This is a genomic window from Micromonospora mangrovicola, assembly GCF_047200535.1.
In the GTDB taxonomy this organism is placed as follows: domain Bacteria; phylum Actinomycetota; class Actinomycetes; order Mycobacteriales; family Micromonosporaceae; genus Micromonospora.
Genome location: NZ_JBJZOG010000026.1, coordinates 37,264 through 58,385 on the forward strand (window position 1 = coordinate 37,264; position 21,122 = coordinate 58,385).

Annotated in this window: 21 protein-coding genes; 9 read left to right on the plus strand and 12 right to left on the minus strand. The window is 70.3% G+C overall.

Translation table 11 applies throughout. From position 1 onward, the window contains the following. Window positions 1-405 precede the first annotated feature (405 nt). Window positions 406-3,003, plus strand: coding sequence for a rifamycin-inactivating phosphotransferase (gene rph / locus ACL02O_RS13285; protein WP_412818349.1), 2,598 nt, complete (start codon window positions 406-408; stop codon window positions 3,001-3,003). A 143-nt stretch (window positions 3,004-3,146) separates the two neighbouring features. Here rph and ACL02O_RS13290 read toward each other — a convergent pair whose 3' ends face one another. Beyond that, on the minus strand, window positions 3,147-4,346 hold the full coding sequence (locus tag ACL02O_RS13290) for a sensor histidine kinase (RefSeq protein ID WP_412818350.1): 1,200 nt from the start codon (window positions 4,344-4,346) through the stop codon (window positions 3,147-3,149). Between the two features lie 5 nt (window positions 4,347-4,351). Then, complete coding sequence (locus ACL02O_RS13295; RefSeq protein ID WP_412818351.1) at window positions 4,352-5,005, minus strand: response regulator transcription factor; 654 nt, start codon at window positions 5,003-5,005, stop codon at window positions 4,352-4,354. A gap of 112 nt (window positions 5,006-5,117) precedes the next feature. On the opposite strand from ACL02O_RS13295, the gene ACL02O_RS13300 reads away from it, so the two are divergent. Continuing rightward, window positions 5,118-5,972, plus strand: coding sequence for an ABC transporter ATP-binding protein (locus ACL02O_RS13300; protein WP_412818352.1), 855 nt, complete (start codon window positions 5,118-5,120; stop codon window positions 5,970-5,972). Further along, a complete protein-coding gene (locus ACL02O_RS13305; RefSeq protein WP_412818353.1) occupies window positions 5,969-6,970 on the plus strand; it encodes an ABC transporter permease subunit in 1,002 nt (333 codons plus the stop codon). Before ACL02O_RS13300 ends, ACL02O_RS13305 begins: the two co-directional genes overlap by 4 nt. 276 nt (window positions 6,971-7,246) lie before the next feature. Here ACL02O_RS13305 and ACL02O_RS13310 read toward each other — a convergent pair whose 3' ends face one another. Further along, window positions 7,247-7,603: a hypothetical protein gene (locus ACL02O_RS13310; RefSeq protein ID WP_412818354.1), complete on the minus strand. Its 357-nt coding sequence runs from the start codon at window positions 7,601-7,603 to the stop codon at window positions 7,247-7,249. A gap of 720 nt (window positions 7,604-8,323) precedes the next feature. On the opposite strand from ACL02O_RS13310, the gene ACL02O_RS13315 reads away from it, so the two are divergent. Both ACL02O_RS13315 and ACL02O_RS13320 read left to right on the plus strand, forming a co-directional pair. Then, on the plus strand, window positions 8,324-9,511 hold the full coding sequence (locus ACL02O_RS13315) for an MmgE/PrpD family protein (RefSeq protein ID WP_412818355.1): 1,188 nt from the start codon (window positions 8,324-8,326) through the stop codon (window positions 9,509-9,511). Window positions 9,512-9,662: 151 nt separating this feature from the next. Next, entirely contained in the window at window positions 9,663-9,971 is a 309-nt protein-coding gene (locus tag ACL02O_RS13320; protein WP_412818356.1) for a hypothetical protein, read from the plus strand. A 5-nt stretch (window positions 9,972-9,976) separates the two neighbouring features. Here ACL02O_RS13320 and ACL02O_RS13325 read toward each other — a convergent pair whose 3' ends face one another. The 7 genes from ACL02O_RS13325 to ACL02O_RS13355 all read right to left on the minus strand — a co-directional run bounded on the left by ACL02O_RS13325 (window position 9,977) and on the right by ACL02O_RS13355 (window position 16,577). Next, a complete protein-coding gene (locus tag ACL02O_RS13325) occupies window positions 9,977-10,669 on the minus strand; it encodes an ABC transporter ATP-binding protein (RefSeq protein ID WP_412818357.1) in 693 nt (230 codons plus the stop codon). Next, complete coding sequence (locus tag ACL02O_RS13330; protein ID WP_412818358.1) at window positions 10,669-11,436, minus strand: ABC transporter ATP-binding protein; 768 nt, start codon at window positions 11,434-11,436, stop codon at window positions 10,669-10,671. Before ACL02O_RS13330 ends, ACL02O_RS13325 begins: the two co-directional genes overlap by 1 nt. After that, the gene (locus ACL02O_RS13335) at window positions 11,433-12,476 is read right to left on the minus strand and encodes a branched-chain amino acid ABC transporter permease (RefSeq protein ID WP_412818359.1); all 1,044 of its coding nucleotides are present in this window, start codon (window positions 12,474-12,476) and stop codon (window positions 11,433-11,435) included. The genes ACL02O_RS13330 and ACL02O_RS13335 overlap by 4 nt, the downstream gene beginning before the upstream one ends. Then, window positions 12,476-13,360, minus strand: a complete 885-nt coding sequence (locus ACL02O_RS13340) for a branched-chain amino acid ABC transporter permease (RefSeq protein WP_412818360.1) — start codon at window positions 13,358-13,360, stop codon at window positions 12,476-12,478. Before ACL02O_RS13340 ends, ACL02O_RS13335 begins: the two co-directional genes overlap by 1 nt. Then, window positions 13,357-14,556, minus strand: coding sequence for an amino acid ABC transporter substrate-binding protein (locus ACL02O_RS13345; protein ID WP_412818361.1), 1,200 nt, complete (start codon window positions 14,554-14,556; stop codon window positions 13,357-13,359). Before ACL02O_RS13345 ends, ACL02O_RS13340 begins: the two co-directional genes overlap by 4 nt. 154 nt (window positions 14,557-14,710) lie before the next feature. Continuing rightward, window positions 14,711-15,364, minus strand: a complete 654-nt coding sequence (locus ACL02O_RS13350; RefSeq protein ID WP_412818362.1) for a GntR family transcriptional regulator — start codon at window positions 15,362-15,364, stop codon at window positions 14,711-14,713. Next, the gene (locus ACL02O_RS13355) at window positions 15,354-16,577 is read right to left on the minus strand and encodes an MFS transporter (protein ID WP_412818363.1); all 1,224 of its coding nucleotides are present in this window, start codon (window positions 16,575-16,577) and stop codon (window positions 15,354-15,356) included. Before ACL02O_RS13355 ends, ACL02O_RS13350 begins: the two co-directional genes overlap by 11 nt. A gap of 119 nt (window positions 16,578-16,696) precedes the next feature. Between ACL02O_RS13355 and ACL02O_RS13360 the strand changes: the two genes are divergently transcribed. The 3 genes from ACL02O_RS13360 (at window position 16,697) to ACL02O_RS13370 (ending at window position 19,247) form a co-directional block, all read left to right on the plus strand. Continuing rightward, window positions 16,697-17,845, plus strand: coding sequence for a CaiB/BaiF CoA transferase family protein (locus ACL02O_RS13360; RefSeq protein WP_412818364.1), 1,149 nt, complete (start codon window positions 16,697-16,699; stop codon window positions 17,843-17,845). Beyond that, window positions 17,842-18,588, plus strand: a complete 747-nt coding sequence (locus ACL02O_RS13365) for a GntR family transcriptional regulator (RefSeq protein ID WP_412818365.1) — start codon at window positions 17,842-17,844, stop codon at window positions 18,586-18,588. The genes ACL02O_RS13360 and ACL02O_RS13365 overlap by 4 nt, the downstream gene beginning before the upstream one ends. A gap of 161 nt (window positions 18,589-18,749) precedes the next feature. Beyond that, the gene (locus ACL02O_RS13370) at window positions 18,750-19,247 is read left to right on the plus strand and encodes a YcxB family protein (protein ID WP_412818366.1); all 498 of its coding nucleotides are present in this window, start codon (window positions 18,750-18,752) and stop codon (window positions 19,245-19,247) included. Between the two features lie 312 nt (window positions 19,248-19,559). Here the strand turns inward: ACL02O_RS13370 and ACL02O_RS13375 are convergent, their stop codons facing one another. After that, complete coding sequence (locus tag ACL02O_RS13375; RefSeq protein WP_412818367.1) at window positions 19,560-19,922, minus strand: STAS domain-containing protein; 363 nt, start codon at window positions 19,920-19,922, stop codon at window positions 19,560-19,562. A gap of 208 nt (window positions 19,923-20,130) precedes the next feature. Here ACL02O_RS13375 and ACL02O_RS13380 point away from each other — a divergent pair, with 208 nt between their 5' ends. Then, window positions 20,131-20,904: a GAF and ANTAR domain-containing protein gene (locus ACL02O_RS13380; RefSeq protein ID WP_412818368.1), complete on the plus strand. Its 774-nt coding sequence runs from the start codon at window positions 20,131-20,133 to the stop codon at window positions 20,902-20,904. Here the strand turns inward: ACL02O_RS13380 and ACL02O_RS13385 are convergent, their stop codons facing one another. After that, on the minus strand, window positions 20,905-21,117 hold the full coding sequence (locus ACL02O_RS13385; RefSeq protein ID WP_412818369.1) for an aldo/keto reductase: 213 nt from the start codon (window positions 21,115-21,117) through the stop codon (window positions 20,905-20,907). It abuts the gene before it with no gap. Window positions 21,118-21,122: the final 5 nt, after the last annotated feature.

A 21,122-nucleotide genomic window follows, 5' to 3' on the forward strand; every position in this document is an offset into this window, starting at 1 on the left:
CTCAGCCCGCGGCGGACGACAAAAGCAAAGGCAAGGAGATCCCACTCCTTGCCACTTCTAACGTATAGCGCACCGGGGGGCTTGCGGCAAGACCCCGGTCCTGCCACAGAATCGGCGGCCGGAGACAGCACCGCCGAGGAAACGGGGGCACGACGTGAGTGCGTTGTCGATGGGGGGACGCGGCGACCTCGAACCGCCGATGAGATTGGCGGTGCATTCGCGAGGGCTTGACGCGGAGGTGCGGGTGTGCGCTCCGCCCGACCGGGCGCAGCGGCCAGCTGATCCGACAGAGGGAAGCCAACCAGACATGAGGACGTGCCCGACAGAAGCGACACAGCTCAAGACGCCGGTGATTCGATCGGCCGGTGCAGTGCGAGGGAGCACGGCTGCGTCGGAGGTGTCGCAGTGATCGAGCCGTACGTGTTGGATCTTCAAGATGTTGACGAGACGCAGGTCGCGGTCGTTGGCGGCAAGGCCGCGCACCTGGGCGGGCTGACGCGGATCGACGGCATCCGCGTGCCGGCCGGGTTTTGCGTGACGACGGCCGCCTTCCGGCGGATCATGGCGGAAGCGACGTCGATCGACGATCGGCTCGATCAACTGTCGCGGCTGAACCCGGATGACCGGGAGGCGATCCGCACGCTCAGCGCGGAGATCCGCCGGACCATCGAAGGGATTGCCATCCCGGGCGATCTGGCGGCAGCGATCACCCGCGCGCTCGCCCAACTCGGCGAGCAGGCCGCCCACGCCGTGCGATCCAGCGCGACCGCAGAGGACATGCCGACGGCCTCCTTCGCGGGCCAGCAGGACACGTACCTGAACGTCGTGGGGCCGGCGGCGATCCTCCAGCACGTCAGCCGGTGCTGGGCGTCGCTGTTCACCGAGCGGGCCGTGACCTACCGCCTGCGGAACGGCTTCGACCACCGGAAGGTCCACATGGCCGTGGTCGTGCAGCAGATGGTGTTCCCGGAGGCGGCCGGCATCCTGTTCACAGCCGACCCCGTCACGGGCAACCGGAAGGTCGCCACCGTGGAGGCCAGCTTCGGCCTCGGCGAGGCCCTGGCTTCCGGGCTGGTGAACCCGGACGTCTTCAAGGTGCGCGACGGCGCGATCGTCGCCGAGGCGGTCGCCGCCAAACAGCGTGCCGTTCACGCCCTGCCGACCGGCGGGACGCAGGACGTGGCGATCGACCCGCAGCGGCAGGAGCAGCCGGCGCTGACGGATGCGCAGGTCGTGCGGCTCGTGCAGCTCGGGCGGCGGATCGACGCGCACTTCGGCCGCCCGCAGGACATCGAATGGTGCCTGGTCGACGATGACTTCCAGATCGTGCAGAGCCGGCCAATCACCACGCTGTTCCCCATCCCCGCGGCCCGCGACCGGGAGAAACACGTCTACCTCTCCGTCGGTCATCAGCAGATGATGACCGACCCCATGAAGCCACTGGGGGTCTCGGTGTGGCAGCTGACGGCCATGGCGCCGATGCACGAGGCCGGCGGGCGGCTGTTCGTCGACGTCACCATGCGTCTGGCCGCACCGGCAGGCCGCGCCGGCCTCTTGGAGATGGCGGGGAGGTCCGATCCGCTGACCAGGGACGCGCTGGAGACCGTCCTCGACCGCGGCGACCTCATCCCGGCGCTCCCGGACGGCGGTCCCGGCGGGCCGCCGGTCGGCGGCGCGTCCGCTCCGATCGAGACCGATCCGGCCATCGTCACCGAGCTGATCGAGCGCAGCCAGGCATCCATCGCCGCCCTGCGGCGCGACATCCGGACGAAGACCGGACCGGCGTTGTTCGACTTCCTGCTGGAGGCATTCCAGGAGCACAAGCGGGTCCTCAGTGATCCGCTGAGCATCCAGGCGATCATGGCGGGGATGGAGGCCACCTGGTGGCTCAACGACCGGCTGCGGGAGTGGCTGGGTGAGAAGAACGCGGCCGACACGCTCACGCTGTCCGCCCCCGGCAACGTCACGTCGGAGATGGGACTGGCGCTGCTCGACGTCGCTGACGTGATCCGCCCGCATCCGGAGGTGGTGGCGTTACTGCAGGGCGTGGCGGACGACGGCTTCCTGGACGAGCTGCCGAAGTTCGCGGGCGGGACCGAAGCGCGGGACGCCATCGAGGCCTACCTCGACCGGTACGGCATGCGCTGCGTCGGCGAGATCGACATCACGAGGCCGCGTTGGCGCGAGCGCCCCACCACCCTCGTGCCCGTGATCCTCGACAACGTCAGGAACTTCGAGCCGGGCGCCGCCAGGCGGCGCTTCGAGCAAGGACGGCAGGAGGCGCAGAAGAAGGCGCAGGAGGTGCTCGAGCGCCTGCGGGCCCTGCCGGACGGGGAGCAGAAGGCCGGCGAGACCAAGCGGATGATCGACCGGGTCCGGACCTTCATCGGCTACCGGGAGTACCCGAAGTACGGCATCGTCAGCCGCTACTTCGTCTACAAGCAGGCCCTGCTAGAAGAGGCCGAGCGCCTCGTGCGGGCCAACGTGCTCCCCGAGCGGGAGGACATCTTCTACCTCACGTTCCAGGAGCTCCACGACGTTGTGCGCTCGAAGCAGGTGGATGACAAGCTGATCCAGCAGCGCAAGGACGCGTTCCGGTCGTACCACGCGCTCACGCCGCCCCGGGTGCTGACATCGGATGGCGAAGCCATCGCCGGGGCGTACCGACGCGACGACGTGCCGATCGGCGCCCTGATCGGCCTACCGGTCTCCGCCGGGACCATCGAAGGGCGCGCCCGCGTCATCCTGGACATGGCCCAGGCTGATCTCGAACCGGGTGACATTCTCGTCACGGCCCACACGGACCCGAGCTGGACGCCCCTCTTCGTCGCCATCACGGGCCTGGTGACGGAGGTCGGCGGATTGATGACGCACGGCGCGGTGATCGCACGGGAGTACGGCCTGCCGGCTGTCGTCGGTGTGGTAGATGCCACCCGGCTGATTCCCGATGGGAAGCGGATCCGCGTGCACGGAAGCGACGGTTACGTCGAGATTCTGCCCTGACCGACCACTCACCGAGAAGTGAGCCTTGCCGAGCACATATTCTCCAAGCGGCACCGACCTGCTCGGCGACCGGATCCGCCGCACTCCGCACGTCACGCGGCGGGGTCGACCGTCATGGCCGCTCGGAGGCCCAATGACGCGGGTCATAGCGGCCGGCCGATGACTCCGGGGCGCCGGACGCTGGCGGCCGTCGGCCCGTCCAGGTCGAGCAGGAACAGGACCTCGACGCGCAGGCCGCCGCCGGGGTGGGCCTGCGCGGTGAGGTGGGCGGCGTGCGCGAGCGCGATGGCGCGCACGATGGACAGGCCAAGGCCGTGGTGGCCGTCGTCGGCGACGCGGTGCAGGCGCTGGAACGGCTCGAAGAGCCGGTCGACCTGCTCGGCCGGCACGAGGGCGCCGGTGTTGGCCACGATGAGGCGGGCGTGGCCGTCGATGGCGCGGACGCTCACCTCGACGGTGCCGCCGGGCTCGTTGTAGTGGATGGCGTTGTCGAGCAGGTTCGCCACGAGCCGGGCCAGCAGCATCCGGTCGCCGAGGATCGTGGTCGGGCGGATCACAGCCTCGACCCGCAGGTCGTGCGGCTCGAGCTCAGCGGACCGCTCGGCCAGCGCCGCGGTGACCACCTCGTCGAGGTGGACCGGCTCGCCCTCGTCGCGGGCCGACTCGCTGCCGGCGAGCGTCAGCAGCGACTCCAGCAGCTCGCCCCGGTGCCGGTTGACCGCCAGCAGCTGCTCGAAGTTGGCGCGGTACGACTCCACCGTGGCGCCGGGGTCGATGAGCGACTCCTCCAAGAGGGCATGCTCCACGGTGAGCGGCGTGCGCAGTTCATGGGCGGCGTTGGCGACGAACCGCTTGTGCCCGTCGAGGGCGACCTCGAGCCGCCCGAGCAGTCCGTCGATGGTGTCGGCGAGGTCCTTGAACTCGTCGCGGGGGCCGGCCAGCGCGAGCCGTTCGTGGACGTTGCGGCCGGAGATCCGCTGCAGCGAACCGGTCATCGTGCGGATCGGGCGCAGCATCCGCCCGGCGATCAGCCAGCCGAATCCGAGCGACAGCGGCACCATGAGCAGCAGCGCGGCGCCGGGCACGATGAGCACCTTGTCGGGAAAGGCGTCGTCGAAGACGCCGGGGTCGGGGAGGGGGCCGGTGTGCACCGCGTCCCGGCCGGGTGCGGGCGCCGGCGGTGCCGGCGGCGCCACCGGGATGCCGGGCAGCGCGATCGTCCGGTCGGACGGCAGGGTGCGGGCCAGGCTGGCGACGAGGATCAGCAGCACGGCGCCGGAGATGAGGGTTACGAGGCTGTACAGCAGCGTCAGCCGCCACCGCAGCCGGTTCGTGGGGCGCACGGCGCTCAGATCCGGTAGCCGGCGCGAGCGACGGTCTCGATGAGCGGCGGGTCGCCGAGCTTTGCCCGTAGCCGGTTGATGGTGGCCTTCACCGTGGTGGTGAACGGGTCGGCGGCCTCGTCCCAGACCCGGTCGAGCAGCTCCTCGGCCGACACGACCCGGCCCCGGCCGGCCAACAGGTACTCCAGCACGGCGAACTCCTTCGGGCGCAGCGGCAGCCGCGCGCCGGCCCGGATGGCGACCCGCTGCGCCGGGTCCAGCCGCAGGTCGCCGTGGATGAGCACGGGCGGTACGGCCGGGTGGGTGCGGCGGCCGACGGCCCGGATCCGGGCGACCAGCTCCGCGTAGGCGAACGGCTTTGGCAGGTAGTCGTCGGCGCCCAGGCCGAGCCCCTCGACCCGCTGGGCGACGGTGCCCGAGGCGGTCAGCATGAGCACCCTGCTGGGCGACTCCCGGGCGACGAGCGCGCGGCACACCTCGTCGCCGTGGACGGCGGGCAGGTCCCGGTCGAGCACGACGACGTCGTAGTCGATGACGTCCGTGCGCTCCAGCGCCGCCGCGCCGTCGTAGGCGACGTCGACGGCCATGCCCTCCCGCCGCAGCACCCGGGCAACCGAGTCGGCGAGCTGCCTCTGGTCCTCGACCACCAGCACTCTCACCCCGCCGAGCCTAGCCGTGGCGCGGTCACAGCCCGGTCACAGTCGCGCGGACCGGGCTGTGACCGCTCGCCGGCTACACCTGTCGTCGACCTCACCAGACGGGAGAGCATCCATGACAGCCGTCATCGAGACGGAACAGCTGAGCAAACGGTACGGCAGAAAAACCGCCCTGTCCGAGTGCACCATCCGGGTGCCGGCGGGACAGATCGTGGGCCTGGTCGGGCCCAACGGGGCCGGCAAGTCCACGCTGCTGTCGCTGACCTGCGGGCTCATCGCGCCCAGCGAGGGCCGCATCGAGGTGCTCGGCGCGCCGCCGGCCGGTAGCGCCGCGCAGTTGGCGCGGGTCGGCTTCGTCGCGCAGGACGCGCCAGTCTACCCGGGTCTGTCGGTCGCCGAGCACCTGACGCTCGGCGCGCGGCTGAACCCGCGCTGGGACCAGGCGCTGGCGCGGCGGCGCATCGAGCGGTTAGATCTGGACCCGGCGCAGAAGGCGGGCCGGCTCTCCGGCGGCCAGCGCGCCCAACTGGCCCTGACCGTCGCCGCGGCCAAGCGCGGCGAGCTGCTGATCCTCGACGAGCCGGTGGCGTCGCTGGACCCCATCGCGCGCCGGGCGTTCATGCGCGACCTGCTGTCGTTCGTCGACGAACTCGGGGTGAGCGTCGTGCTGTCCTCGCACCTGCTCAGCGACCTGTCCCAGGTCTGCGGCCACCTGGTCGTGCTGGCCGGCGGGCGGGTGCAGGTCGCCGGTGACGTCACCGAGCTGCTGTCGGTGCACCACCGGCTGCGGGTGGACGGCGGCGGTCTCGACGGGCGGCTGCCGGTCACGGCGCGGGTCGTGCACACCGAGCGCACGGTCGCGGGCAGCACGGCGATCGTCCGCTCGACGGAGCCGGTCCCCGGCGCCGAGCGCGCGGACCTGGAGGACGTCGGCCTGGCGTACATGATGGCGATGGAGGCGCAGCGATGATCTGGCTCACCTGGCGGCAACTGCGCACGCAGCTCCTCGTCGCGGCGATCGGGCTGGCAGTGCTCGCGGCCTACCTGGTCTACCTCGGCGTCCGGATCCGGCACGACTACACCGTCGACGTGGTCAACTGCGTGCCGAGCGACTGCGACAACACCCGGCGGCTGTTCACCGACCGCTACGTCGCACCGGTCTCGCTACTCGGCCTGCTGCTGCTCGCCCTGCCGGGACTCGTCGGCGCCTTCTGGGGTGCGCCGCTGGTGGCCCGGGAGCTGGAGACCAGGACCGACCTGCTGGTGTGGAACCAGAGCGTCACCCGCGGCCGGTGGCTCGCGGTGAAGCTGGTGCTGGTCGGCGCCGCGGCCGTGGCGGTCACCGCGGCGTTGAGCCTGCTGCTCACGTGGAACGCGAGCCGCTACGACCAGTGGGTCGGCGACCGGTTCGCCGCGATGAGCTTCGCCGCACGCAACGTGGCCCCGCTGGGCTACGCCGCGTTCGCGTTCGTCCTCGGCGTGCTCGCCGGGCTCCTGGTGCGCCGCACGGTGCCGGCCATGGCGATCACCCTCGGCGTGTTCGCCGTCCTGCAGATCGTGGTGCCCACGGCGATCCGCTCCCACATCCTGCCGCCGGTCACCACCACCGTGCGGTTCACCGCCGACGCCATGCAACACGCCAGGGGTTTCGGCATCAACCCCGACACCGGGGCCAGCGTCCACGGCTACGTCATGCCGGGCACGTGGCCGATGCAGTCGGAGAGCAGGGTGTACAACGCGGACGGCACGCCCTACACCGGAACCCAGGCCCGCCAGTGCATGACCGGCGCCGGCGACTTCGGCAAGGACATGGAGTGCATGGAGCGGCAGAACCTGCATTTCTCGTACACATACCAGCCCGGCAGCCGCTACTGGCCGTTCCAGTGGATCGAGCTGTCGGCGTACATCCTCCTGGCCCTGCTCCTGGCCGGCTGCGCCCTATGGCGGATTCGCCGCAGGGCCGGCTGACCCGGCTTCCCAGCAGCTCGGCGGTCGCCGCGCACGGCCGCTGAAGCTGCGCCATGTCGTGGCCGGCCCGGTGAGGCTGGCCACGGCGTCGGCGTGTCAGTCGCTTCCGCGAGTGTGGCCACGGCGGATCGCAGCGCGTCGCGCAACGTCTCGTTGTGCCAGGGGATATCGTCGTCGGTCCTGGCCATGACGACGCGCACGTCGCGTTCGGCCACTGGAGGCGGCCGGTGGTCCGGGGGTCGACCCGGCCATGGTCGCCGGCTGGATCGCCGAAGTTCAGGCCGAACGCCGCCGCAGGCTTACCAGGGGGAAGGTGCCACCGGCGGAGAAGGCCACGTCCAATGTGGTGGCGCCTGGAGCCACCATGGCGGACGAGGTGGGCCGCAAGTTGGTGTCAACCGGCACCCAGCCGGTCCCGCGGCGGACCCGCACCGGGACGACGAACTGCTGCAGGGTGAAGGTGCCGTCGGGGTTGGCGAAGACCTGTTGCCGGTCGGTACGCAGAGCGGTGGCCTCCACCCGGTGACCGGCGGCTACCGCGGCCGACCGGGCTGCCGCTTCCCCCACCTCGCCCTTTCCGGGCGGTGCCGCCGCCGCGGAGAGCGGTGTGACGGCCACCAGGGCCGAGGCCATGGTCACCATGGCTGACCAGTGACGCGAGTGGGGCCGACATGTTCCGGGCACGCATCGCAGACCCTTCCGCAGGCATCAGTTGGCGGCAGCGTCCCGGGCGGCGCTCTCGCCGCACTACCGTGCGGATATCACGGCGCTCATCGACTCCGGCGATCTCGTCGGATCGGCTGATGCTGCCCGGGACCGACCGGACGTCCTGTCTCGGCGTGGCCTTGAGACGACCCGGCGGAGCTTGTCGGCGCGCGGCGCACGCCAGCCTGTCATGATCTCGCTGGCGGCGAAGCCCGACCTCCTGTTCGTCGGCGAAGGCTCGGTCCGGCGCGCTTCATGTACGGCCATTTACAGTAGGCGGGCGCGCCAACGGCGCCTCGGCGGGACAGGAGGAACAAGCGCGGGCCCCAGGCAGGTCGGAGCCGGCCCTCCGGCGGATGTGGGGACAGTTGCGGGCTCAGGAGTTCCCCACGCATGTCGCACTGCCCGCCGACGACATCGCGCGCCGGTTCCACGTGAGCCGGCAGACGGTATGTTGAAGGTGCCGACCCCACTCGGGCCGGCCGTTGATCCCACCTCCGCAAGCAGACTCCGCCTCCGCGATGACCGGGTGGCGAAGACGGCGTGCGGCTCGACATCGACAACAGCCCGGCGGGGCGGCACGACTCTGCCGATCAGGGGATTCGCGGACAGATCGGCCCCGACGGCCCCTTCACGAGGAGCAGACGGTTGGCTTCCCTCGCCCATGTACTGGCGGACTGGGCCGCGGACCTCGCGCCGACGCCCGACGACCTCGCCCTGGCCGATCGCGCGCTGCTCGACACCGTCGCGGTGGCGGTCGCCGCCCGCGAACACCCTGTGACCCGCCTCGCCGCGGACCTGCCCGACTCCGCGCGCTGGTCGGCCGCCGCTCACGTCCTCGACTTCGACGACCTGCACATGGCGTCCACGACCCACGTCAGCGCGGTGTGCGTGCCGGCGACTCTCGCCTGCGGCGGCGGAGCGCGCGCGTACCTGGCGGGAGCCGGGGTAATGGCCAGGTTGGGCATGGCCCTCGGTTGGCCGCACTACTCCGCAGGCTGGCACGCGACCTGTACCGCAGGTGCCCCGGCCGCCGCGGTCGCTGCCGGCATCGCCTTGGGCCTCGAGGCCGAGCAGCTCGCCACGGCCATGGCCCTGGCCGTCCCGGCGGCGGGTGGCGTCCAGCACGCGTTCGGTACCGACGCCAAGTCGCTGCAGGTCGGGTTCGCCGTCGAGGCCGGCGTCCGGGCGGCACGGCTGGCTGCCGGCGGCGCCACTGCCGACGCCGCCGCTCTCAGCCAGTGGTTCCGGCTCGTCGGTGGCAGTTCAGGAGGGCCGCACCTCGGTGGCGCCGCGGTGCCGGGAGGTCTGGCGATCAAGCTGTTCCCCTGCTGCTACGCCCTGCAGCGTCCGATCAGCGCGCTGGCGGAGCTGACCAGCGGAGGGATCGACCCGGCCGCCGTGAGCAGGGTTGTACTGCGCACGCCCCGGGTAACCGTCGCGCCGCTGATCCACCATCGACCGCAGACCGGCCTGCAGGCCAAGTTCAGCATCGAATACGCCGTCGCGACGGCCCTGCTCGACGCGCGCCAGGGGTTCGCCAGCTTCACCGACGAGGCGGTGCGCCGCCCCGAGGCCCGGCGCCTCATCGACCTTGTCGAGGTCGAGCTGTCCGAGGGCGGTGACTGGCTGCTCGCCGGCGAGTTCGAGGCAGAGGTCCAGGTCGGTGGAGAGGTTTTGCGCGGGCACCTCCAGCTGCCGCCGGGCTCACCGGAGCGCCCTCCCACGGCCGCCGAGCTCGCCGCCAAGGTCGGCGACTGCCTCGCCGGTGCTGACGTGGACCCGTCCGCCATCACCTGGTCCGGTGCCGCGGACATCCTGCGGCGCTGGTTCTGACCCGTCCGCGCGACCGAGAGGACACCCGCGAGCACCCACCGCTGGCCCGAGACCGCTGGCGCGAGGTGGACTCCCCCGTCGGCCCGGTGCGCTCGATGCTGCCGCCGGTCACCGTTTCCGGCCGGGAGGCGGCCATGCGGCCATCCCGGCGGTGGGCCAGCACCCCGAGGTGCCCCGGCCCGGACGGCCGGAGTTCGGACGACGGCGCGACAACGGCCCCGCCGGGGACGGGCTGCCGCCGCTCTGGCACTGGGTCTACCTGCTTGAGCGGCGGCGCGACCGGCTGGTCGCACCGATGTTCGGGGCCCAGCGGCTCACGGTGACGGCCAGGGCGGGCAGGGATGGCGTCAAGGCGCAGGTGCGCGACGAGGCGGGTAACCGCACCGCGACGGGCGCGCTCCCCGCCAGCCGGTGGTGCGGCGGGAAGCGGGATCCGCGGCCACCGGGGATCGACCGCTGAGGTCCTCAGGCGATGCCCAGGTAACTCTCCTGGATCCGCTCGTCGGCGAGCAGCTCGCCGGCCTTGCCGGACAGCGCGACGCGCCCGGTCTCGAGGACGTAGGCGCGCTCGGCGACGGTGAGCGCGGCGTCGACGTCCTGCTCGACGAGCAGGACCGACGTGCCGGCCGAGGCGATGTCCGGCAGTCGGGCGATGATCTCGTCGACCACCATGGGGGCGAGCCCGAGCGACAGTTCGTCGATCATCATCAGCTCGGGCTGGCTCATCAGGCCGCGCGCTATCGCGCACATCTGCTGCTCGCCTCCCGACATGCTCCCGGCCACCTGCTCCAGGCGGTCCGCGAGCTGGGGGAACAGTTCGAGCACCCGGTCCAGGTCGGTGCTCCTGGTGCGCCAGCCGCCGAGTTTGAGGTTGGCGCGCACCGTCAGCCCGGGGAACAGCCGCCGCCCCTCCGGGACGTGTGCGATCCCGAGGTCGACGATCTGCTCGATGGACAGGTCGCGCAGCGACCTGCCCCGGAACTCCACCGCCCCCTCGCGAATCTCCGCCATTCCGGACAGCGCCCGCAGGAGGGTGGTCTTGCCGGCACCGTTCGGACCGACCAGCGCCACAATCTCCCGCTCCCGTACCTGCAGGTCGACATCCCACAGCACCTGCACGCGGCCGTAGCCCGCGCTCAAGTTCCTGACCTCGAGCATCAGGCACCTCCTCCGCGACGTTGCGCGTAGCGGTGGCCGAGGTAGGCCTCCACCACGCGCGGGTCGGACAGCACCTCGCGCGGTTCGCCTGAGGTCAGCACCTTTCCCTCGTGCAGGACGAGTACGTGGTCGCTGATCGCGAGGATCGCCCGCATGACGTGCTCGACGACGATGATCGTGATGCCCCGCGCCTTGAGCTTCCTGATGAGTTCGAGGCTGGGCTCGATCTCGCTGGACCGCAGGCCCGCCATCACCTCGTCGAGCAGGAGCAGCCGTGGGCGCAGCGCGAGCGCCTTGGCGAACTCCAGCCGGCGGGCATCGGCGACCGAGAGCTCACCGGGGGCGCGTTCCGCGAGGTGGGCGATGCCCACCTCGCCGAGCACCTCCTCGGCGTCGGTGCGGGCCCGGGACATTTGTCGTGTCCCGTGCGGGCCGTAGAGGATGCCGACCGCGACGTTGTCGCGCACCGTCATGCCACGGAACGGCTTGACGATCTGGAACGTGCGGGCGACGCCCGCATGTGCGATCACCCACGGCCGGGCTCCGGTAAGGTCCCTGCCGTCGATCAGCACCCGGCCGGAGGTGGGCTTGAGGTGACCGGTGACCAGGTTGATGAACGTGCTCTTGCCGGCGCCGTTGGGACCGATCACGCCCAGTGTCTGTCCCTGCGGGACGTTGAACGAGACGTTCGAGACGGCGTGCAGCCCCCCGAATCGGCGGCCCAGGCCCTCGGTCTGCAGGACGGGGGTCGCGGGTGTGAGGCTCACAGGCGGTACCTCCGGACGTTCGCCAGCAGTGAGTACTGCCCGGTTCGTCGGGCTTCGCGCAGGTAGTTGACCGCCCCCTGTGGCAGCAGCACCACGGCGAGGATGATGATCGCGCCCAGCAGGAAGGTGTGGACGCTCGTGTAGTTCTGGCGCAGGTACTCGGACAGGAACTGCAGCGCCACCGCGCCGAGCAGCGGGCCGAGGACGGTGCCACTGCCGCCGATGACCACCATCACCACCATGAGGACGGTGATGTCGACGTCGAAGAGGCGCTCGGGGAAGATCGTCACCTGCTGGAACGCGTAGGTCGCGCCCACCAGCCCGGTGAGGAAGCCGGACAGGGCGAAGGTGGCCACCTTGGCACGGGTGGTGTTGATGCCCATCGCCGCGGCAGCGTCCTCGTCCTGGTGGATCGCCTTGAGCGCGAAGCCGAACTTGTTGCCGGCAACCAGACCGTTGACCAGGACAGCCAACGCCGCCAGACCGAGGAACAGCAGGTAGAACCCGTCATTACCCAGGTACGGGGTGGTCGCCTGGTTGCCCACCGTGGGCAGCGTGATGCCCGCACCGCCGCCGGTGAGGTCCGGCAGGTTGGTGACAACTTCCCGCATCCCCTCCGCCACGCCGAGGGTGGCGATGGCGAAGTAGTGCCCCCTCAGGCGCAGCAGCGGTACCCCGATCAGCGCGCCGAACAGCGCTGCGGCGATGCCGCTGAGCGCCAGCGACAGCCAGAAGCTGAAGTGCCAGTGGCTCATCGCGACAGCGGTGAAGTAACCGCCGATGCCGAAGAAGACCACCTGGCCGAACGACGCGTATCCCGCGAGCCCGCCGATCAGGTTCCACGCCTGGGCCAGCGCCACGAACATGAAGATCGCCGAGACGGTGCGCTCCTGCCCGGTGTACAGCTGGCTCTGCAGCCCGAGCGCGGCGAGCAGGAGCAGCAGCCCCAACGCCCACGGCACGAGCGGGCGCCAGCGTGGTGTCGTGGCGGCCCTGTCCGGGGCGCTCGCCTCGGCCTCGGTCCTGATCTGGGTCGTCATCACACCTCCAGCCGGGCCGCGTAGTAGGCACGTCCAACCAGACCCGAGGGCCGGAAGATGAGCACGATGACGAGAACGAGGAACGCCAGCGCGTTCACCCAGGTTCCGGGCAGGTACTGGCCGGCCCAGGCTTCGACCAGCCCGATGACGAGGCCGCCCACGAGCGCGCCGTACATGTTGCCCAGACCACCGAGTACGGCGATGACGAAGGACAGCAGGGTGAATCCGCCGGCAGTGGCGGGGTTGAACGTGCCGACCGTGCCGACCATGGTGCCGGCCATGCCGGCCAGGGCGGCGGCGATGCCGAAGGTGAGCGCGTAGACGTGCCTGGCTCGGATGCCCATGAGGCGGGCCGCCCCGCGGTCCATGCCGGTCGCCATGATGGACATGCCGGTCCGCGTACGGTTGACCAGCGCCACCAGTACCAGTGTCACCGCGACGGCCACGAGGAAGGCGAACAGCCGACCCAACGGCACCCGCACGGCACCGAGCGAAAGGCTGTCTCCGGCGTACGAGGTCTGGATGCTGCGGTAGTTGGCGGAGAAGGCGATGTTCATACCCTGCACGATCAGCAGGTCCAGCCCGAACGTCAGCAGCAGCGTGATGAAGATCGGGCCGTTGACCACCAGGTTGATCAGCCATCGCTGCAGGACGTAGCCGATCGCGAAGAGGACCGCCGCCGCGACGAACATGCCGAGGAACGGGTCGAGCCCGAGCCCGGCGTTGAGCTGCCAGCCGATGTAGGCGCCGAGGATCACGAATGAGCCGTGCGCCAGGTTGACGACGTTCATCACCCCCCACACGAGGGAGAACCCGACCGCGATCAGGGCCAGCAGACCGCCCTGCAAAAGCCCGTAGAGGGTGGCCTGGAAAAAGGCATTCACGGCTTGGTACCGGGCCAGATGAGCTTGGCCTCGGCGGAGTCGGTGGGCCACACGGTCACGGCCTTGCCGTTCTGGACCTGGATGACGGCCATCGGCTTGTAGATGTTCTGGCCGGTGGAGTCGAACTTGATCTGCCCGAAGAACGACTGGGTGTCCAGCCCCGCCAAGGCGTCACGGATCTTGTCCGGGCTGGTGTCGCCGGCCTTCTCGGCGGCCATGACGAGCGCGAGGCAGGCGGCGCTGGCCTCGGCGTCGTGGTAGTCCGGGTCGTGGCCGAACTTGGCATTGATGTCCTCGGCGTACTTCTGGGCCGTGCCGAAGTACTTGTCCTCGCCCTTGGTGGCGGTGGTCCACTGGCTCGAGCCCAGGACGTTCTCGGCGGCGGGGCCCAGGGTCTTGGCGAAGTCGGGCGTGGGCGGGGCGACGGTCTCGCCGAACCCGGCCGGGATGACCCCGAGTTCCTTGGACTGCTTGACGATCGCGATGCCCTCCACCAGGTGGACGGACCCGATGATCACGTCGGGCTTCTGACCCTTGACCTTGGTCAGGGAGGAGCTGACGTCGGAGGCACCGTTGGGGAAGTACTGCGGGCTGAGGACGGTGAAGCCCTTTTCCTGGGCGGTCTTCATACCGCCCTCGGTGACCGTCTTGGAGAAGCCGTCGTCGGCGGAGAGGAAGACCACCGTCTTCGGCACGGGCTGGGCCAACTCCGCGATCGCCTTGACGATGGACGACGCGTACTCCGTCGCGGGCGACAGCACGGCGAAGGTCCGCTTGTAGCCCTTGCTGAAGATCTTGTTGTCGGCGCCGGCGGAGTCGACCATGACCTGCCCGTTGCGCTCGACCACCGCCGCCTGGGCCTCGGTGTTGGCCGAGCCGTAGGAGCTGAGGATCAGCTTGACGCCCTTGTCGTTGAACTGGTCGACGAGCTGGGCGGCGGTGTCCGGTTTGGACGTGTCGTCCTGGTACTGGATGTCGAGCTTGAGCTTCTTACCGCCGACGTCGACCCCGCCCTGACCGTTCACCTTGTCCTGGCAGAGCTGGTAGCCCTCCTTGGTGAGTTGGCCCTCGCGGGCCAGCTTGCCGGTGAGCGACAGGGAGGCACCGATGGTGAGCGTACCGCTGTCACCGGCGCCCCCGGACGTGTCCTCGCCCTTGGAACCGCAGGCGGTGAGGGCGAGGGAGGAGACTGCCACGAACGCGGTTATGACGACTTTCTTCGACCTCACGGCGAACACCTCATCCGGATAAAAGCTATGGGGGCCAAGCACTGTATACAGTGACCTGCACCACAAGGCAAGGCTTTGAATATTGGATCCGAAGAAGCGCCGGACGCCGCGAAACGGGTCCTCAGACGTCCGAACCATCCCGCATCGGCAACGACCCCATCGACGCCACGAGTTCTTCGCGCGCGGTGCGGATGCTCTGCTCGATGAGCTCCCGGACGCGGCCGGCGTCGGCGTCGCGGAGCGCCTGCACCATGTCGACCCGCTCCTGCTGCATCTGCGGGCGTGAGCCGAGCACATGGGCGTGGACCCGTGCGTACGGCTCGACGAGGTTGAGGACCTGCACGACGAGACGCACGGCGTGCCGCCGACCGGACAGCTCGTACAGTCGGCGATGGAAGCGGTAGTTGAGGCTGGACCACTCCTCGGACTGCTCGGCGTCGAGGATCCGCATCGCCCCGACGAGCCGGGCGAGGTCGTCGATGTCGCGCCTGCCGAGGTGCTCGACGACGTCCGCCGCCAGTGGCGGCTCGAGCTGCAGTCGCAGGCCGTGGAGTTCCTGGACCTCGCCGGCGTCGAGCTCGGTGACCACCGCCCCGAGGCCGGGCCGCATGATGATCAGACCCTCGCCGACGAGGGTGCGCAGCGCCTCCCGCAGCGGGATCCGGCTCACGCCGTAGCGGCGAGCCAACTCGTCCTGATTGAGCGCCTGCCCTGGCGCGATGGCGCGCTCGCGGAAAGCGCGGCGCAGAGCGGAGGCGATCTCGTCAGGACGCATCTGGTTCCTCCCGTGACCCGGCTTGGTTCGGCAGACGCAGGGCAGCCACGACGCCACCTGCCAGCAGAATGATGACCGTACCGACTTCGCCGGACCAGCCGTAGACACCGAAGAACAGCCCGCCGATGAACCCGGCCACGCTCGACCCGAGGTGGTAGCCGAAGAGGTAGAGGCCGGAAGCCTGGGCGCGCTGCCTCGTCGCCCACGCGTTGACCCAGCCGCTGGTGACAGAGTGCGAGCCGAAGAAGCCGAAGACGAGGGCCGCCGTACCCGCGAGCACGAGTGGGAGCGATCCGGAAAGGCTGGCGAGCGCACCGGCGGCCATGATGGCGAGGCCCAGGTAGAGCACACTGCGCCGGCCGTGCCGGTCGGTGAGCCGGCCCATCCAGTTGGCGCTGACGGTGCCGAAGACGTAGACGGCGAAGACGAGCGCCACCACCGACGGCGGCAGGCGGAAAGGCGCGTCGGAGAGCCGGTACTGCAGGTAGTTGAAGTAGGAGACGAGGCTTCCCATGAGCACGAAGCCGCAGCCGGCAAGGCGGATGATCACCCAATCGCCCAGCGGCTCACGTAGCGCGGCGATGCGTGAACGCAGGCCGCCGGGGACCGGAACGAAGTTGCGCGACGACGGCAGGCGCAGTGCCACCCAGATCCCACCGAGCAGGCAGCTGCCGCCGACCATGGCGAGCGCCAGACGCCAGGACAGCGCGCTGGCGAGCAGCCCGCCGGCGAGGCGGCCGGCCATGCCGCCCAAGCCGGTGCCACTGATGTAGAGGCCCATGGCGGTGCCGAGACCCGACGGGTGGAACTCTTCGGCGACATAGGCCATGGCCACCGCCGGAAGCCCGGCGAGCACGAGCCCGGTCAGGATGCGCAGCACGAGCAGGATGCCGAAGGTGGGACTGGCTGCGGCCCCCACGGTGAGCACCGCAGCGCCGAGAAGCGCGCCGACGAGCAGTGACCGCCGGCCCATCCCTTCCGACCACGACGCGGCGACCACGACGGCGACCGCGAGCGGCAGGGTGGTGAAGGACAGCGTGAGGCTGGCCGTCGCCGGCGAGACGCCGAATCCGGCGCTGACCGCGGGCAGCGTGCCCTGCACCACGTAGAGCAGCGAGAACGCCATGAACCCGGCGGCGAACAGCACAGCGCTGGTCTGGCGGTACTCCCGAGTGCCGCGGTGCAGTCGGGTGGTGGCCGGGGTGCTGTTCACGGCTTGGCGGACCCTCCTCGCCGGAGGATTGTATACAGCGCATACGTTGCGGTACAGACTCAAGGCCGGCGGCAGGCGAGAGGTGTCAGATTGGATCCAGTATTCGGTAGGCTGGCGCGGTGACTGCGCCAGGGCCGTTGGACGGTATCGTCATCGCCGACTTCAGCCGCGTGCTGGCCGGACCCTACGCAACGATGCTCCTCGCCGATCTCGGCGCCACCGTCATCAAGGTGGAGGCCCCGTGGGGCGATGACACCCGCCACTGGGGACCGCCGTGGACGGCGGACGGGCAGAGCACCTATTTCCAGTCCATCAACCGCAACAAGCGGAGCATCGTGCTCGACCTCGCCCTCCCCGAGGGCCGCCGCCGCGGCCTGAGCCTCGTCCGCCGGGCCGACGTGCTCATTGAGAACTTCCGCGCCGGCAGCCTCGACCGGCTTGGCTTCGACCACGCGACGCTGAGCGAGCTCAACCCACGCCTCGTCCACTGCTCGATCACCGGCTTCGGCTCCGGCGCGGGCCGGGACCTACCGGGCTACGACCTCGTCGTACAGGCGGTCTCGGGCCTGATGAGCCTGACCGGCCCGGACGCGGCCACCCCGACCAAGACCGGCATCGCAACCGCCGACGTCCTCACCGGCCTGCACGCCGCCATCGGTATCCTCGCCGCCCTGCAGCACCGGAACGCCACCGGACTCGGGCAGCACGTCACGCTCAACCTGCTTGCCTCGATGCTCTCGGGCCTGGTCAACTTCGGCGCCAGTTACGCCCTGACCGGCGACCTCTCACACGGCATGGGCATCCGGCATCCCAGCATCTGCCCCTACGAGGAGTTCCAGACCGCGGACCGCCTGCTCATCATCACAGCCGGCAACGACCGTCAGTTCCGCGCGCTGTGCGACTGCCTGGGACTGGCCGAACTAGCCGACGATCCGCGCTTCGTCAGCAACGGCCGGCGGGTGAACCACCGCGAGGAGTTGCGGGCGCTGCTCGGTCAGGTGCTACGCACCCGCACCGCCGACGATTGGTTCACCACTTTGACCAGAGCGGGCGTACCCAGCGGGCCGGTCAACGACGTGGGCCAGGGAATGGCGCTGGCGGCCTCCCTGGGGCTGGAGCCGATCGTCGGCGTCGACGGCTCCGCCCAGGTCGCGAACCCGTTGCGCTTCTCCGCCACCCCCGTCGGCTACCGTCGACGTCCGCCGGGTCTCGGCGCTGACGAGGAGGAGGTCCTCGCCTGGCTGGACCACGACGAGGAGCTGACGTGAGCCCGTTCCAGAAGCCGCCGACCGCCCAGGAGGCGGTGCTCGCCGAGCTGCGTCGGTTCATCGCCACCGGCCGGCTGCGCCCCGGCGAACAGATCGTCCAGGACGCCCTGGCGCTCGAACTCGGAGTGAGCCGGGTCCCGCTGCGCGAGGCCCTGAAGATCCTCGAGGGCGAGGGCCAGGTCACCTACGTGGCTCACCGGGGATACTTCGTCACCCGGCTCTCGCTGGCGGACCTGCTCGAGGTCTACCGCATTCGCGAGATCCTCGAGGCCGAGGCCGTACGGGTGGCCGTCCCACAGATGACCACCGAGGACGTCCAGCGGCTCGAGGAGGCCGAGCGCGAGGTGCAGGCCGCGGCGGAGGTGGTGGACGTGGTCGCCATGACGCAGGCCAACCGGCGGTTCCACTTCTCGCTCATCGAGGCATGTGGCCTGCCGCGGCTGGTCCGGATCATTCGGCTGCTGTGGGACGCCACCGAGGTGTACCGCTCCGTCTACTACACCGAGCCGCACAACCGGGCGCTCGTCGAGGCCGAGCACCGGAGCCTGGTCGCCGCGGTGAAGGCCGGCGACGTCGAGCAGGCCCTGCACATGCTCGACGAGCACCGCCGGCATGCCATCGCGGCCCTGCGGCCGGTACTCGAGGCCGTCGCTCCCCAGCCCGACGGCGCCGCGGACGCGGTCGGCGCCGGCCCCGGGCGGGACGGGCTCAGCCCGACGCCGGAGGAACTGAACCTCGGCTGAGCATGATCTTGCGTTGGTCGACGAATTGACGCCACTCGCTCCGCCGCCCGAACCGATCGCCGCCCCGGACCGGCTCGTCTACCTGCCCATCCAACGACCTGACCGCCTCGGCGGCAGGTCCGGCGCTGCCCGGGGTCAGGTCGGAGCACTATCGTTCTGGCGTGCACATCCGTTTTGACGTCCCAGCCGATCCCACCTACCCGGGCCGCGTGGCCGCGGCGCTCAGCAGTGTCCGGCTGCGCATGTTCGGCTATATCGGCGCGGTGCTGGCGGCGGTGGGGGCGATCGGGTTCGCCGTCTCGCGGGGGTTCGCGTGGGGCGACCGGGTCTCGCCGCTGTGCATGGTGATGGTCGTGGGTGGCCTGCTGTCGATGCTGTATCCGCCGTGGGTGCGGTCGCGCGCCCGGCGCCGCTCCGGTCGCTACGCTGTCGAGGGCGCCTACGACATCACCGACGACAACATCATGATGCGCAGCGGCTCGGAGTCCGGCGGCATCGCCTGGGACGGGGTCGCCCAGGTGCGGGACACACCTGAGTTCTGGATCGTGTACGTCGGGCGGATGCCGGCTACCGTGATCCCACGCTGCTTGATGTCCGCCGAGGACGCCGAGACGTTGCGAGCCTTCATGGTCAAACGTGGGCTGCTCCAGCGTCGGTGAACTCGGTAGCCGCAGGTCGGCACCGGGGCCGGCCGGCGCCCGCCACCATCCTTAGCGGCTCTGCTAGCCGGCCGACAACAAGCTCCACCGACGGAGTGCGGGTTCCCTCGTCTCCGGCGAATGAGCCGGTGCAGTACCAGCGCCTGGCGGTCGTTCGGATACCGAGATCCCGGACGTCGCCGCCCCCGGTGGCCCTCACTGACGTCGATGCCGTGCGAGCCGGCGAGCGGTTCGGCGGGTTTGGGTTGATCAACAGTTGGGTAGTTCTGCCACCGCAACGGCTTCTGCCCACAGCGGTGAGGAGAAGGCAGGTCAGTCAGTGGTGAACTCGTGGGCCAGTCCGACCATGTCGAGGACGGCGACAGTGATCCGGGACGGCTGGCGCACCACCAGGGTGCGACCACCCGAGGCGACCCGCCGACGCACCGTCAACAGTGCCGTGACCCCGGCGGCACAGAAGAAGCTCACCCCGCTCAGATCGAGCACCAACACCGGCGGCGGCTGGCCCGCCATCACGCCGTCGACCAGGCCCACCAGTGAGCCGACGGTGTCCATGTCGAGTGGCCCTCGTACCTCGACCACGACCGACCGGCCCTGCCGGAGGACCGTGAGCGACAGGACCGGCTGCTGGGCGGCGTCCTGCATCGCCGGGCGAGATGCGAGATGGACGGACACGAGTGCCTCCTCGATGAGGATGTCGGACCGGGGCTGCACCGCCTCGCTCGTCGACGGGCGGCGCTGGTCCTGGGCTCATGTCCGAACCCACCCAGACCCTAACCCGACTGCGGCCCGACCTGCACCCCGCGCTTCATCATCCGCAGGTGGGGCGGCGACGGCTCGGACGGACCGGCTGGCCCGCCGGCCAGACGTAACAACGCAGGAAGTGAACTTTCAGGAGGTAACGGTGGTGTCCCCCGCTGCTGATTCCCACCTGGCCTCGGCGTACGGCCGGCTGTTGGCTCTGCTCGCCGAGTCGCCCATCGTCGATGTATTTCTCGATCACGTCGTCCGGGTCGCGACAGAGGTCGTCTCCCCCGCCGTGGCCTGCGGGCTGACCATGCGCCGCGACGACGGCGCCTTCACCGTGGCCAGCAGCCACGAGCTCGCCGCCCACGCGGACGAGATCCAGTACGGCGCCGACGAGGGACCGTGCCTCGAGGCCCTGCGCCGGGAGCGGCTCGTCGAAGTCGTCGACCTTCGCGAGGACGGACGCTGGCGAAGGTACCGGGAACACGCCCTCCGGCTCGGAATCGTCAGCTCGCTGTCGCTGCCGATGACGGTCGACCACGAGACCATCGGCGCATTGAACCTCTACGCCACCGAGCCGGCGGCCTTCACCGAGACCGCACGCCGGCATGCCCTTGCGTTCACCGGCCAGGCGACGGCGGCACTGACGGTCATCCTCCGTCAGGCCGACCAAGCGGTCCTGCACCAGCAGCTCACCGACGCGATGGCCTCCCGCAGCATCATCGACCAGGCCCTCGGGGTGCTGATGGGCCAGCAAAGGTGTACCGCAAAGGATGCCTTCGCCCTGCTGCGCAAGGCATCACAGCATCGCAACCGCAAACTGCGCCAGGTCGCCGCGGAGATCGTCAGGCAGGTCACCGGCGAAGCTCCGCAGCCGGCTCCCGAATTTGTGAGCCGCCGACAATCGTGATCAGGCACCGTTCGAAAACTCTGGCACCGGGTCGATGTGGTCCGCGCACAGCCGGCGCAGCGAGTTCTCGACCTCCTGCATGATCCAGCGGCGCGAGCCGCCGCGGTGGTTGGGGTCGTCGTCGAACGGCATGAAGAGCCTCGTTGCCAGCACGATATCGCCGCGGCGGCCTCGGAGAGCCTTGCCGACGATGATCCCGACCGCGCCAGACATGTGCG